Genomic DNA, 13,340 nt, shown 5'->3' on the forward strand with positions numbered 1-13,340 from the left:
ACTCCCATGTCATTCCCGCGTTCGCGGGAATGACATCGAAGACAAGCCACATGGCGAACGCGGTTTCACGCTTGTGGAACTGATGGTCGTCATCGTGATCATCGGCCTGCTCAGCACGATCGTGCTGATCAATGTGATGCCGAGCCAGGACAAGGCGATGAGCAAGAAGGCGGAGGCCGATGTGCTGACGCTGGAACAGGCGATCGAGCAATATCGGCTGGACAATCTGACCTATCCGGCAGGGTCGGACGGATTGCGCGCGCTGATCCAGGCGCCGCCGTCACTGACCCGGCCCGAACGGTACCGGCGTGGGGGCTATATCAAGCGGCTGCCAGAGGATCCTTGGGGCCGGCCCTATCTCTATGCCGTTCCCGGCCGCAATGGCAGCTTCGACGTCTATTCGCTTGGCGCCGACGGCCAGGAAGGCGGCGAGGGTGAAAATGCCGATATCGGCAACTGGCGCTGAGGCGGAACAAGGTTTTACGCTCGTAGAGCTGATGATCGTGATCGCGATTATCGGCGCGATGTCGGCTATCGTCATGTTGACGCTTCCCGATCCTCATGGCCGGCTGGTCGATGCCGCCGAAACCTTCGCCGCGCGCGTCCGCATCGCGCGTGACGGCGCGGTCGTCGATGGACGCGAGACCAGCCTGACCATGGATCCGCTCGGCTATGGCTTCGAACAGCGCAGTCGGGGTGCTTGGCGTCCAGTGCCGCTGCGCGAACTGCGCCGGGCCGAATGGGGGCAGGGTATTGGCGTCGCGATCGGTCGTGACGCACGCAAGACCGTGAGCTTCGACAGTACCGGTCTGCCCAGCGAGGCCGTGATGGTGACGTTGCGCCGTGAGGGCGAACAGGTGGCGGTCGCGATCGGACAGGATGGGACGATCAATGTCGCGCCCTGAAACCATTCGCCAGCGTTCCGCCGAGCACGGCTTCGGCTCCTGCAGGCGTTCCGCCGAACACGGCTTCACGTTGATCGAAATGCTCGTCGCGCTGGCTGTGTTCAGCCTGGCCGCGCTCGCCCTGCTGCGGTTGGAGGGGGCGACCCTGTCGAGCACGCATGAGCTCGATCGCCGGACGATGGCGCAGATCGTCGCGCGCAATCTCGCGGCCGAGGTCCTGACCGATCCCGTGGCGCCCACGCTGGGTGAAACCAAGGGTGAGGAGGTCAATGGCGGTAGCACCTGGCACTGGACACGCGCCGCGCGCCGCATTGGTGACGGCGTCGCGATCCGTATCGATATCGCCGTCGCTGACGAAGCCGGACAGGCGATGGCCGATCTGACGCTGGTAAGGCGCGCCCAATGACGCCATCGTTCCGCGCCTCAATCGAACCCGACTTCGATTCTTTTGAGCGCTCCACCGAACACGGCTTCGGGCCTGCTTTGCGTTCCGCCGAACACGGCTTCACGCTTGTCGAACTGATGGTCTCGCTACTTATCTTCGGCATTCTCGCGGCAGGCGGGGTGATGCTGTTGAGCTTCAGCGTCGGTGCCCAGGCCTCGGCCAAGACCCGGCTTGACGATATCGCGACGATCCGGCGGCTCGGTTCGGCGCTGACCGGCGATCTGGCGCAGGCGGTGCCGCGCACGACGCGCTCGCTGTCGGGTGATCGGGCGCCGGCCTTTCGGGGCACGTCCGGCAGCGGGGCGGAGCCGCTGATGGCCTTTGTGCGCGCTGGTTGGAGCAATGGGGCGGGGGCATCGCGTCCGTCGCTCCAGAAGGTCGAGTATCGGCTGGATGCCGATCGACTCGAAAGAGTCGCATACCCCATGCTAGACGGTGGAGAGGCACAGGCGGGGGCGGTGGTGCTTGAGGGGGTTCGCTCGATACGCATGCGCTACCGCAAGGATGGCGAATGGCTCGACGCCTGGGCCGAATCGCAGCCCGAACTGCTGCCGAGCGCGGTGGAAATGGTGATCGATCGCGGCGATGGCGCGCCGATCCGTCAGGTGTTCGTCGCCGGATCGGGCTATCGCCAATGAAGCGCGGTGTCATGAGGAAGGGAGAGCGCGGCGCCGCGCTGCTCAGCGTTCTCCTGCTCGTCGCGGTGATGGCGGTGCTGTCGGTTTCCGCGCTGGAGCGGCTCAAGCTTTCGACGCATCTCGCCGCCAATGCGGCTGCGATCGATCAGGCGCGGGCTTTCGGCCAGGCGGCGGAAACGCTGGCGCTGATGCGGATCGACGATCTTGTCGCGCGCGATCCGGCCAAGACCACGCTGGCGGGTGGCTGGAACGGCCGCAGCTTCAATCTGCCCATTCCGGGCGGTATCGCCACCGCGCGGGTGCGCGATGGCGGGAATTGCTTCAATCTCAACAGCGTCGGCATCGGTCAGATTCCGACCAAGCTGCAGCCCAATCCCACCGGTATCGCGCAATTCGTCGCGCTGATGGAGGCGATCGGCATAGAGGCAGAGGTCGCGCGCCGCGTCGCCGCCGCGTTGGCGGACTGGGTCGATGCCGATGACATGCAGGCGCCCGAAGGCGCGGAGGACGACTATTATCGATCGCTGGCGGTGCCCTATCTCGCCGCCAATGCCCGTATCACCGATGTCAGCGAACTGCGCGCGGTCGCGGGCGTCACCCCCGAACTTTATGCGCGCCTGCGCCCCTGGATCTGTGCCTTGCCCAGCAATTCGCTTTCGCCGATCAACGTCAACACGCTGCTTCCCGATCAGGCGCCGCTCTTCGCCATGCTGATGCCCGGCCGGCTCGATGTACCGCGCGCGCGGCAGATGCTCGCGCAGCGGCCGCCGGGCGGCTATGCCAGCACCGTGGAATTCTGGCGTCTTCCCGCGCTTGAGGCGCTTAACCCCGGTCAGGAAGTGATCGGGCAGACCAAGCTGCGCACCGAATGGTTCGCGCTCGACATCATGGTCGAGCTGGGTGGCGCCGAACTGGAGGAAACCGCCCTGATCGATTCGACCCGTGAGCCGGCTCGGCTGGTTTCCCGTCAATGGGGCGACCCGACATGAGTGCGCTGCGACTGTTGTTCCTGCCCGTCGATCCCGCGGGTCCGGTCGCATGGCGGCTTTATGAGGATGGTCGCGAGAGTGCGGCCGGTGACGATCTGGTCGCATGCCCGCCCCATGCGGAAGAGCCGCGCGCCGTCGCGATCGCTCCGGCCGCCGCCACCATGGTCAATTGGGCTGAATTGCCGGCGCTTGCTCCGGCCCAGGCGCGGGCGGCGGCGCGCCTGCTCGCCGCCGAGAACAGTGTCGTGCCGCTCGATACGCTGCATGTCGCGGTGGGTGAACCCGACGATACCGGAGACCGCGCGCTCGTCACCGTCGATCGCTCCCTCCTGGCGGGCTGGATCGCGCAATTGCAGTCATTGGGACACGATCCCGATATGATCCTGCCCGCCGCGCTGCTGTTGCCGCGTCCGGATGAAGGCTATGTGCGCGGGACGATCGCCGGGCAGGCTCTGGTGCGTGGCCGCAGCAGCGGTTTTCTCGATGAACCCGGCCTGTCGGAACTGATCCTGGCCGATGCACCCGTCGTCACGCTCGATCCGGCGGAGGTGGAGGCCGCGCTCCTGGCTGGTGTCGAGCGATCCGAAGTGGACCTGCGTGCGGGCGGTTTCTCCAAGCGCAGGCCCTGGCAACTCGACTGGCGATTGATCCGGCGGCTGGCGTGGCTTGGGATCGGGATATTGATCGCGACGTTGCTCATCCATCTGGTGCTGATCCTGAAATATTCGACGGCGGCTGACGCGATCGAACTCCGCACGCGTGCAGTGGCGCAGAGCGCGCTGCCCGGCGGTAGTGGCGACGCCAATGCGCTGTTCGCGCTCGATGAACGGCTGGCGGCGGCGCGTGGCGGCGGGGCGGGTTTTTCGGCGACCGCGGCATCGATCTACGCTGCGGTGCGCGCCGTGCCCAATATCGAACTGACGGCGTTCGACTTCGCGGTCGACGGTTCGCTGCGGATCACCATCGCGGCCGCGACCGTCGAGGATATCGCGGCGTTTCAACGTCAGCTTGAGCGTTACGGCTTTGATGGAACGGCGACGCAACCGCGCGTCGAGGCGGGGCGGCAGATGGTTGAAATGACGGTGAGGCTGCCATGAGCGAGCGGTTCAGGACCTGGTTGCGCGATCGGTCGCCGCGCGAGCAACAGCTGCTGATGGTGATGATCGCGCTGATGGCGGTGGTGATCGCCTGGCTTTTTGTGCGCACGATGGATGATGCGTTGTCGGATGCGCGCGAACGTCACACCCGGGCGGTCATCGAACAGGCTGAGGTGAAGGGCAAGGTGGCGGCGCTCAAGGCACTGGAGCGAGGTGCCGGACGCCGGCTGGAAGCGCCCGTGGATGTGGTTGTCGGCCAATCCGCGAGTGAAGTCGGCTTCGTGCTGTCGCGTACGGAGCCGCAAGGGCGCGACCGCGTGGTGATTGCGATCGCCTCCGCGCGGCCCCAGGCCTTTTTCGGCTGGCTTAACGATCTGGAGGGACGGGGCGTGTTTCCCGAACGGCTGACCGCGCGTGCCAACAGCGATCAGACGCTGTCGATCGAAGCGACGATGCGGGGACGGGGGCTGTGATGCGAATTCGTTTGCCGCTTGGCCGCAGCGTGCTCTTCCTCTGCGCGTTTCTCGTCGCGCTCGTCGCGCTCATCCCATTGCGGTTGGCGCTTGGCTGGCTCGCGCTCGACCAGAAGGGATTTTCCGCGCGCAAGGCCGATGGCAGCATCTGGCTGGGCGGCCTGACCGAGAGCCGGATCGGCGATGCTCCGCTTGGCGATCTCACGGCGCAATTGTCCCCGATCCAGCTTTTCGTTGGCCGTGCACGCGTCGATATCGCCAATCGCGAGGATGGTCGTGGCCGAATCTCCGGCGGGCTTGGCGTGACGCGCAATAGCTTCGGTGTCGACGACCTGACGGCAATGATCCCGGTTGCTTCCGTCTTCGCGCCATTGCCGGTCGACACGCTCGACCTGTCCGATGTCAGCGTCCGATTCGAGGATGGTCAGTGCGCTCGTGCGGAGGGGCAAGTGAAGGCCGCGCTGTCCGGCGACATCGCGGGAATCAACCTGACGCAAGGGCTGACGGGCAATGCTCGCTGCGACGGTGGCGCGCTGTTGCTGCCATTGCAGGGGCAATCGGGCATGGAGCGGTTAGCACTGAAACTGTTCGAGGATGGCCGCTACGAACTCGATCTTTCCATCCGTCCGGCCGATCCCGCGATCGGGCAGCGCCTGGCCGCTTCGGGTTTTCGCCAGACCGCGCAGGGCTACGCCTTCCAGCTTCAGGGACGCTTCTAAGCTTTGACGCGCAAGGAGCGGTTCGGCACCGAGAGGTGCTTGACCGCCCCCCCGCGTCGGCGTAAGTGCGCGCCCGGCCTTCGGGCCAGTGGCGATCGTAGCTCAGTTGGTTAGAGCACTGGTTTGTGGTACCAGGGGTCGGGGGTTCAAGTCCCCTCGGTCGCCCCATTTTCCTCCGAACAGCTTGTTGATGCGCGCGGATGTGCGATGCCGGGGACGGCGCGCGCGTTCGATGCCGCGATGGAATATCCGATAGATCCGATATCGTTGCGGAAGTGATTTAATAACGCTTCCGATATAAAATCATGCCGTGGGGGATGTTTCGGTCTGGCGGGCGGTCGCGCCCAGCTTTGTCGTGCTTGCGGTCATGGCCGCGATCGCGTCTCTCACCGCGAGTCTCGCAAGGCTCGATAGCGGTACTGTGTTGCTCGATTATCTGCTCCCCGCGGTGAGCGTGACATTGGCGGCGATTCCGATCTGGGCGGGGGGCGAGCTCTTCCGGCTGGCGATGCGACGGAGCGAATGCCCCGGCACGGTCATATGGTCGCGATTGCGCGCCGTCGCGCCGATGCTGGCCTTGCCCACTCTTGTACAGCCGTTGTTCTTCACCGCTTTCACTATCGCGAAGACGGCGCTGGCCGTTCTCGAGTCCTTTCGCTGGGATGCGGTCTTTACCCGCTTGGATGCCCTGATCTTCGGCGTCGATCCCTGGCGTCTGACATCCGGCGTGATTGGTGTGGCGGAAAGCCGCATGCTCGAATTTCTATACACGGCAGGTTGGGGATTAGGGCTGGTCTTTGTCCAGGTTTTCGTGGTGCTTGCTGCGTCGCGTCGGTTTGCGGGGCGCTTTTTCCTGGCCATGAATCTCTGCTGGCTGATTGGCGGGATCGCGATCGCTTATATGTTTCCAGCGGCCGGACCAGTTTTCACGCATCTTTTCGATCCCGCGCTTGCCGGGCATTTCGATGTTCCGAACGCGGCGCTTCACGCGCAGCTTCTTTCAGACGGGCCGATCCTTCGGACCCAGGCATATCTGGTATCGGCGCTGGGCACCGCTGATGTCGAGGCCGGAGGCGGCATTTCAGCCATGCCGTCGATCCATGTCGCGGTGGCCATGCTCTACGTCATGGCCGCGCGACGGACGCGCTGGGCGGCGGCGGCAGCCGTCTTTGCTTTGCTGACGTTCCTGGGTTCGATACATTTCGGCTATCACTATGCGATCGACGGCCTCGTGGCCGCCGGAGTGGCGATTGTCTGCTGGAAGGCGGCGACACTGTATTTCCAGGAAAGACTTGACGCCGCGCCGTTGATGTCGAGGTTGCGCCCTGTGCCGACTTGGCGGGCATAGGCGCTTCCAGACCTCCGCCACCCTGATCCGATGGCTTGATGGAGCGGAGTGGTCCCGGTAGAGCGATGCGTCTCTCACCCAGGGTTTGCCGCTTCTTCGATGCATGGTTTCGCCAATCCGGCGCGGTTTCTCAAGATCGCAAGACCGCTGACGCCCTGGCTGGCGTGGGGCGGGGTGCTGCTGATCGTGATCGGCATGGGCGCGGGCCTGTTCTTCACGCCGCCTGACTATCTGCAGGGTGAGACTGTGCGCATCCTCTACATCCATGTGCCGGCAGCGTGGCTGGGCATGGGGGGATGGACCGGGATCGCCATCGCCGGCCTTGTTCAACTCGTCTGGCGCCATCCGCTTGCCGGCATCGCCGCCCGCGCGATCGCGGCGCCCGGCGCGTTGTTCACCGCGCTCTGTCTCTCCACCGGTTCGATCTGGGGACGGCCCGCCTGGGGCACCTGGTGGGAATGGGACGGGCGGATGACCTCGATGCTTGTCCTGTTGTTCCTCTATTTCGGCTATATCGCACTGGCCAGCGCCGATGACGAGCGCGGCGGCGTCAGCCGCGTGACCGCGATCTTCGGGTTGGTCGGCGCGATCAACATTCCGATCATCAACCGATCGGTGGTGTGGTGGAACACGCTGCATCAAAAGGCGAGCATCACCATATCGGGCTCCAGCATCGATGGATCGTTGCTCTGGCCGCTCGGCTTCACCACGCTTGGTTTTTCCTTGCTGTTCGGCGCGATCGTGCTGATGCGCATGCGGGCGAGCCTGGCGCAGATCCGGGTCGAGGCACGTTTGAGAAGGATGGCGGGCGAATGAATCACTGGGCCTATGTCGTGGCCGCCTATGCGCTCACCATCGCCACGACGGCGGCGGTGGCGCTCTGGGCGTTCGCCTCGATGCGCCGCGCCGAGCGCACCGCCGACGCGCTGAGGCGTGACGCATGAAGGCGAAGCATCAACGCCTGACGCTCGCGCTCGTGGCGCTGGCCGCGCTCATCGGCGCGACGCTGCTCGCCATGTCCGCGCTCAAGGATCAGGCGGCCTATTTTTATTCACCTGGCGACGCGAAGAAGGCGAATGTCGCCCCGGGCCAGGCGATCCGGCTGGGTGGAATGGTCGAAAAGGGGTCGATCGCGCGCGACCCCGATGGAGTCACCATCCGTTTCGCGCTGACTGACGGCCAGGCCAGCGTGCCCGTCCGATTCAAGGGCATCGTGCCTGATTTGTTCAAGGAGGATTCGGGGGCGGTGGCCGAAGGGCGTTTCGATGCGTCGGGTACTTTCGTGGCCGACAATATCCTTGCCAAGCATGATGAGCGCTACATGCCGCCGCAGATCGCGGGCGACATGCACAAGACGGGCAAGGTCGAATGATCGCTGAAGCAGGTCTCGCCGCGCTGTGGCTCGCCTTCGCGCTGGCCGCGCTCCAGTTTATTCTCGTCCTGCTCGGCATGACGGGCAATCGCGGCGAGCTGCTCGGCGCTGTCCGCCCGGTCGCGGTGGTGCAGGGCATCTTCGTCAGTATCGCTTTCGCCTTTCTGATCTGGCTGTTCCTGCGCTCCGACATGTCGGTGAAGCTGGTCGCGATGAACAGCCATTCGGCCAAGCCCTTCATCTATAAATTCGCGGGCGCCTGGGGCAATCATGAGGGCTCCATGCTGCTCTGGGTGTCGGTGCTCGCGCTGGCGGGGGCGGGCGTGGCGTTGTTCGAGCGCCGGCTGGAGCGGCCGACCCTCATGGCGACACTGGGCGCGCAAGCGTTCATCGGCCTGGGTTTTTACGCATTCCTGCTGTTCGCCTCCAATCCCTTCGCGCGCCTTAATCCGGCGGCGCCAGAAGGGCAGGGGCTCAATCCGCTGCTTCAGGATCCCGGCCTCGCCTTTCATCCGCCGACGCTCTATTTCGGCTATGTCGGGCTTTCGATCGCCTTTTCCTTTGCGGTCGGTGCGCTCATCACGCGTGACGTTGGCCCGGCCTTCGCCCGCGCGATGCGGCCCTGGGTGCTGATCGCCTGGGTGTTCCTCACCATCGGCATCACCGCCGGCAGCTACTGGGCCTATTACGAACTCGGCTGGGGCGGCTGGTGGTTCTGGGATCCCGTCGAGAACGCTTCGCTGATGCCGTGGCTCGCCGCAACCGCATTGCTGCATTCGGTGACGGTGCTCGCCACGCGCGACGGGCTGCGCGCCTGGACGGTGATGCTCGCGGTCGTCGCCTTTTCCATGTCGATGGTCGGCACCTTCCTGGTGCGGTCGGGCATCCTGACCTCGGTCCATGCCTTCGCGGTCGATCCCACGCGCGGCAGCTTCATCCTTGCGCTGCTCGCCATCTATATCGGCGGGGCGATGGCGCTTTACGCGCTGCGCGTCGGCACGGTGAAGGAAGGATCGCAATTCGATCCCGTCAGCCGTGAAGGCGCGCTGGTCGCGAATAACCTGTTGCTGTCGGTCATTCTCTGCCTGGTCTTTCTCGGCACGCTCTATCCGCTCATCACCGAAGCGCTGGGTTTCAAGGTTTCGGTGGGGCCGCCCTATTTCAATCTCGTCACAGGGCCGATCGCATTGATCCTGGTTGCGATCATGGGGGCGGGGCCGCTGCTCAAATGGCGTCGGGACGAATTGAAGCCACTGATCAACCGGCTCGCTTTGCCTGTCCTGATCTCGGCGATCGCGCTGTTCGCGCTCGTGGCGTTCGCGCCGCGCGCGCATATCCTGCCATTGCTTGGCCTCGTCGTGGCCGCCGGCGTCGCCGCCGCGAGCGTCGCGCCGCTCTGGAAGCGCAACCTGCGCCGCACGCCCGGCTTCGTCTGGGGCATGGTCATCGCGCATCTGGGCATCGCCGTCTCGATGGTCGGCATGGCGGCGGAAAGCAGCTTCACCAAGGAAACGCTCGTCGCCGCGCGGCTGGGCGAGAGCGAGACGGTCGGCCCCTTCACCGTCCGTTTCGACAAGATCGAACCGATCGCAGGCCCCAATTGGACCGCGCTGGAAGCGACGCTCACTGTCGTTCGTGGCGACGGCAAACCCTTCGTCCTCAAGCCGCAGGCGCGCATGTTCTCGTCGCCGCCGACTGAAACCAATGAAGCCGCGATCGCGACGCGGATCGACGGTCAGCTCTACACCGTGCTGGGCAAGGAGGATGAACAGGGCCGCTGGCAGCTTCGCCTGTGGTGGAAACCATGGGTGACGCTGATCTGGCTAGGTGGCGGCATGATCGCACTCGGTGGCCTGTTGTCGCTTGTCGGTCGCGTCCGGCGCGAGCGGCGCGCCCATGATCGAAAGGCTTATGCGTGATGAGGAAAAGCTGGCTCCTATGGCTGCCGCTGGCGGTTTTCGGCCTGTTTTTCGGGATCGTCGCCTATGGGCTGGTCAATCCGGCCCAGCGGACGATCGATTCGAAGCTCGTCGGCAAGCCGCTTCCTCAGTTCACGCTGCCAGCCGCTACGCCAGGCATTGCCGGCTTGAGCCAGGCGGACCTTGCGCAAGGCGGCGAACCGCGCCTGCTCAACATCTTCGCGAGCTGGTGTTTGCCGTGCATCGCTGAAGCACCGGTGCTTGAGGGGCTGGCCGCGCAGGGCGTGCAGATCGACGCCATCGCCATCAAGGACCGGCCAGAGGATGTCGCCGCCTTCCTGAAGCGGCATGGCAATCCGTACAAGCGGATCGGTTCTGATATGGGCAGCCGCGTCCAGCTCGCTCTCGGCTCCTCGGGCGTTCCCGAAACCTTCGTGGTCGATGGCAAGGGCATGATCCGCTATCAGCATATTGGGGATATCCGTCCCGAACATGTGCCGATGATCCTTGATGAACTTCGGAAGGCGCGATGAAGCGCGCGCTCGCCTTGCTGTTGATTGTGGCGACAGGGCCGGCATTGGCGGATTCGTCGCTGCCCGCCGCCGCGCTTGCCGATACGCAGCTAGCCGATCCGAAGCAGGAAGCGCAGGCGACCGCGTTGATGGAGACGCTGCGTTGCGTCGTTTGCCAGGGTCAGTCGATCGCGGACAGTGATGCGGAGATGGCGGGGGATATGCGCGCGATGGTGCGCGAAAGGATCCAGCAAGGCGAGACGCCCGACCAGATCCGTGCCTGGATGATCGAGCGGTACGGCGAATGGATCAGCTATGATCCGCCATTGTCGGGACGCACTGCCATATTGTGGATCGCGCCATTGCTGTTGCTGGGCGCGGGCGTCTGGCTGGCGCGCGGGCGTTTCCGCAGAAGGGGGCGGTGATGGGCTGGGTAATGGTCATTGCGATGGCTGCCGTGGCATTCCTGGCGCTGTGGCGCATCGGCCGCTTGCCTCGGCAAAGCTGGGAACTTGTCGGCGCCGGTTTGCTACTCGGCCTCGCCGGCTATGCCTGGCAGGGCAGCCCCGGCCTTGCCGGTACGCCGATCGCCGCCAAGTCCGCGGCAGCGGAGATCGATCCCAAGCTGGTTGAGCAGCGCAAGGCGATGATGGGCAGTTTCGGCACAGAGGCGCAATGGCTCGACACCGCCGATACCTTCGGCCGGCTCGGTTCCACGCGCGACGCGGTGACGGTGATGCTGGGCGGTGTCCGGGCCTATCCGAAAAGCGCGGATATGTGGGTCGGGCTAGGCAATGCCTTGGTGAATCATGCCGACGGCATGATGACCCCGGCTGCCCAGTACGCGTTCCAGACTGGCGCCACCCTGTCTCCCGAGCACCCCGGACCGCCTTTCTTCATGGGGCTGGCGCTCGCACAGTCCGGCCAGTTCGATAAGGCTGAGGCGATCTGGAGCGCTCTGCTCGCACGCACGCCAGCTCAGGCGCCGTGGCGCGCCGATCTGGAGGCGCGGCTGGGAGCGCTGCAGGTGCAACTTGGGCGGCCGCCGGCACCGGCTGAAGCACCGGCCACGCCGACGCCTGAGCAGCGCGCGTCTTAACCCGCTGTTTCCGTAGGCCATCCCCGCTTTCGCGGGGATGGGATGTTCGACGGGCTCAGTTGAACGGCAGATCGAGTGCTTCGGCGACAGCCTGGTGACGGATCTTGCCGGCTGAAACGTTCAGGCCGGCCGCAAGATGTGGATCAGCGGCCATCGCCGACTCGGCGCCCAGATTGGCAAGCCGCAAGGCGAAGGGCAGGGTGGCGTTGTTGAGCGCGAAGGCCGATGTGCGGGCGACCGCGCCGGGCATGTTCGCCACGCAATAATGGATGACGCCCTCGACCTCGAAGACCGGGTCGTCATGAGTGGTCGCATGGCTGGTCTCGAAACAGCCGCCCTGGTCGATCGCGATGTCCACGAGTACCGATCCGCGCTTCATCGTCTTGAGCATCTCGCGCGTCACCAGCTTGGGTGCGGCTGCGCCTGGAACCAGCACCGCGCCGATCACGAGATGGGCGTTCTTGACCGCCGCCGCGATCGCCGCCTTGCTGGCATAGGCGGTCTTGATCTGGCTGGAGAAGAACATGTCGAGTTCGGCGAGGCGATCGTTGCTGATGTCGTAGATGGTCACGTCGGCGCGCATGCCGACCGCCATCTGTGCCGCATTCACGCCGGCGACGCCGCCGCCCAGGATCGCGACGCGTGCGGGGGCGACTCCGGGCACGCCGCCCAGCAGCACGCCGCGTCCGCCCTGTTCCTTCTCCAGATAATGGGCGCCGACCTGTACGGACATACGCCCGGCGACTTCGGACATCGGCTTGAGCAGCGGCAGGCCGCGGCTCGGTGACGTCACTGTCTCATAGGCGATGCAGGTTGCGCCCGACTTCATCAGCCCTTCGGCCTGGGGCTTGTCGGCGGCGAGGTGGAGATAGGTGAAAAGCAGATGACGAGGCTCCAGCAGTGCGATTTCCTGCGGCTGCGGCTCTTTCACCTTCACGATCATGTCCGCCTTGGCGAACACTTCGGCGGCGGTGGCCGCGATCGTGGCGCCCACGGCGACATAGTCGTCATCCCCGAAATCGATGCCGGATCCGGCTCTGGTTTCGACAACAACGTCGTGGCCGGCCGCGATCAGTTCGGCGACCGACGCGGGCGTCATCCCGACGCGATATTCGTGATTCTTGATTTCCTTGGGAACGCCGATGCGCATCGCTCTCTCCTGTATCAGGATTTGGCGCAGAATAATCCTGATCGGGCGGGAAGTGCTTGCAAAATGGGGGGCGGTGAGGGTGCTGTTCGGGATTTTGTTGTTCAGTTGTGGGAATCTGTGCAAGAAAATCTGGAATGGATGCGATAGACCGCAAGATTCTCGCTCAGCTGGTCAACGACTCGGCGTTGACCAGCGAACAGCTCGGCGCACGTGTCGGGTTATCGCCTTCGGCCGCGCATCGGCGAGTGAAGGCACTGGAGGAGGATGGGCTCATCCTCGGCTATCGCGCCCGTTTGTCGGCCGCAGCGAAGGGCAATCCCTCGACCGTGTTCGTTTCGGTCACGCTTGTCGATCAGCGACAGGCGACGATGATGGCGTTCGAGGCCGCGCTCGCCCGAACCACCCAGGTTCGCGAGGCACATCTGATGAGCGGAGAATCCGATTATCTGATCAAGGTGCTGGTGCGCGCGGACGACAGCTATGAGCGTGTCCACCGCGAAATCCTGTCGGCATTGCCGGGAGTCCACCGGCTGGTCACCCAATTTACAATCCGAACGCTGGCGGCGGGGGATTGAGCGTCGCAAGACGCGGATGCATCTGCATCCCTGCGCCTTCGCATGGCGCGCATATTGCTGTGCGATGAACGAGGTGCTAATGGCCCGCGGGCTCCATTG

Annotated in this window: 18 protein-coding genes and 1 tRNA gene; 18 read left to right on the plus strand and 1 reads right to left on the minus strand. The window is 64.8% G+C overall.

Annotated elements, in window-relative coordinates:
- Positions 1-34: 34 nt before the first annotated feature.
- From gspG to ACODTA_RS11700, 17 genes are all read left to right on the plus strand, one after another.
- Positions 35-466 (plus strand): type II secretion system major pseudopilin GspG, encoded by a 432-nt coding sequence (gspG, locus tag ACODTA_RS11620; protein WP_489066205.1) that lies wholly within the window; start codon positions 35-37, stop codon positions 464-466.
- Positions 441-905 carry a GspH/FimT family pseudopilin gene (locus tag ACODTA_RS11625; RefSeq protein WP_489066064.1) on the plus strand — a complete coding sequence of 155 codons (465 nt, stop codon included), beginning with the start codon at positions 441-443 and terminating at the stop codon, positions 903-905. The genes gspG and ACODTA_RS11625 overlap by 26 nt, the downstream gene beginning before the upstream one ends.
- Positions 892-1,311 carry a type II secretion system minor pseudopilin GspI gene (gspI, locus tag ACODTA_RS11630; RefSeq protein ID WP_489066065.1) on the plus strand — a complete coding sequence of 140 codons (420 nt, stop codon included), beginning with the start codon at positions 892-894 and terminating at the stop codon, positions 1,309-1,311. The genes ACODTA_RS11625 and gspI overlap by 14 nt, the downstream gene beginning before the upstream one ends.
- 77 nt (positions 1,312-1,388) lie before the next feature.
- The gene (gene gspJ, locus ACODTA_RS11635) at positions 1,389-1,988 is read left to right on the plus strand and encodes a type II secretion system minor pseudopilin GspJ (RefSeq protein WP_489066066.1); all 600 of its coding nucleotides are present in this window, start codon (positions 1,389-1,391) and stop codon (positions 1,986-1,988) included.
- Between the two features lie 11 nt (positions 1,989-1,999).
- Positions 2,000-2,977: a type II secretion system minor pseudopilin GspK gene (gene gspK / locus ACODTA_RS11640; protein WP_489066067.1), complete on the plus strand. Its 978-nt coding sequence runs from the start codon at positions 2,000-2,002 to the stop codon at positions 2,975-2,977.
- Entirely contained in the window at positions 2,974-4,074 is a 1,101-nt protein-coding gene (gene gspL, locus ACODTA_RS11645; RefSeq protein ID WP_489066068.1) for a type II secretion system protein GspL, read from the plus strand. The genes gspK and gspL overlap by 4 nt, the downstream gene beginning before the upstream one ends.
- Positions 4,071-4,547 (plus strand): type II secretion system protein GspM, encoded by a 477-nt coding sequence (gene gspM, locus ACODTA_RS11650; protein WP_489066069.1) that lies wholly within the window; start codon positions 4,071-4,073, stop codon positions 4,545-4,547. Before gspL ends, gspM begins: the two co-directional genes overlap by 4 nt.
- Positions 4,547-5,266 (plus strand): type II secretion system protein N, encoded by a 720-nt coding sequence (locus tag ACODTA_RS11655; protein ID WP_489066070.1) that lies wholly within the window; start codon positions 4,547-4,549, stop codon positions 5,264-5,266. The genes gspM and ACODTA_RS11655 overlap by 1 nt, the downstream gene beginning before the upstream one ends.
- Positions 5,267-5,357: 91 nt before the next feature.
- A tRNA-His gene (locus tag ACODTA_RS11660) sits at positions 5,358-5,434 on the plus strand.
- Positions 5,435-5,633: 199 nt separating this feature from the next.
- Positions 5,634-6,614 (plus strand): phosphatase PAP2 family protein, encoded by a 981-nt coding sequence (locus tag ACODTA_RS11665; RefSeq protein ID WP_489066071.1) that lies wholly within the window; start codon positions 5,634-5,636, stop codon positions 6,612-6,614.
- Positions 6,615-6,713: 99 nt separating this feature from the next.
- The gene (gene ccmC, locus ACODTA_RS11670; protein WP_489066072.1) at positions 6,714-7,430 is read left to right on the plus strand and encodes a heme ABC transporter permease CcmC; all 717 of its coding nucleotides are present in this window, start codon (positions 6,714-6,716) and stop codon (positions 7,428-7,430) included.
- The gene (gene ccmD, locus ACODTA_RS11675; RefSeq protein ID WP_489066073.1) at positions 7,427-7,558 is read left to right on the plus strand and encodes a heme exporter protein CcmD; all 132 of its coding nucleotides are present in this window, start codon (positions 7,427-7,429) and stop codon (positions 7,556-7,558) included. Before ccmC ends, ccmD begins: the two co-directional genes overlap by 4 nt.
- Positions 7,555-7,986 carry a cytochrome c maturation protein CcmE gene (gene ccmE / locus ACODTA_RS11680; RefSeq protein WP_489066074.1) on the plus strand — a complete coding sequence of 144 codons (432 nt, stop codon included), beginning with the start codon at positions 7,555-7,557 and terminating at the stop codon, positions 7,984-7,986. Before ccmD ends, ccmE begins: the two co-directional genes overlap by 4 nt.
- Positions 7,983-9,905 carry a heme lyase CcmF/NrfE family subunit gene (locus ACODTA_RS11685; protein WP_489066075.1) on the plus strand — a complete coding sequence of 641 codons (1,923 nt, stop codon included), beginning with the start codon at positions 7,983-7,985 and terminating at the stop codon, positions 9,903-9,905. The genes ccmE and ACODTA_RS11685 overlap by 4 nt, the downstream gene beginning before the upstream one ends.
- On the plus strand, positions 9,905-10,438 hold the full coding sequence (locus ACODTA_RS11690; protein ID WP_489066076.1) for a DsbE family thiol:disulfide interchange protein: 534 nt from the start codon (positions 9,905-9,907) through the stop codon (positions 10,436-10,438). Before ACODTA_RS11685 ends, ACODTA_RS11690 begins: the two co-directional genes overlap by 1 nt.
- Positions 10,435-10,842: a cytochrome c-type biogenesis protein gene (locus ACODTA_RS11695; RefSeq protein WP_489066077.1), complete on the plus strand. Its 408-nt coding sequence runs from the start codon at positions 10,435-10,437 to the stop codon at positions 10,840-10,842. Before ACODTA_RS11690 ends, ACODTA_RS11695 begins: the two co-directional genes overlap by 4 nt.
- On the plus strand, positions 10,842-11,516 hold the full coding sequence (locus tag ACODTA_RS11700) for a tetratricopeptide repeat protein (protein ID WP_489066078.1): 675 nt from the start codon (positions 10,842-10,844) through the stop codon (positions 11,514-11,516). Before ACODTA_RS11695 ends, ACODTA_RS11700 begins: the two co-directional genes overlap by 1 nt.
- 55 nt (positions 11,517-11,571) lie before the next feature.
- Here ACODTA_RS11700 and ald read toward each other — a convergent pair whose 3' ends face one another.
- Positions 11,572-12,666, minus strand: a complete 1,095-nt coding sequence (gene ald / locus ACODTA_RS11705) for an alanine dehydrogenase (protein ID WP_489066079.1) — start codon at positions 12,664-12,666, stop codon at positions 11,572-11,574.
- Between the two features lie 134 nt (positions 12,667-12,800).
- On the opposite strand from ald, the gene ACODTA_RS11710 reads away from it, so the two are divergent.
- Entirely contained in the window at positions 12,801-13,241 is a 441-nt protein-coding gene (locus ACODTA_RS11710; protein WP_489066080.1) for an Lrp/AsnC family transcriptional regulator, read from the plus strand.
- The last annotated feature ends 99 nt before the right edge of the window (positions 13,242-13,340 follow it).

The sequence above is a fragment of the Sphingomonas sp. FG14 genome (assembly GCF_057809675.1).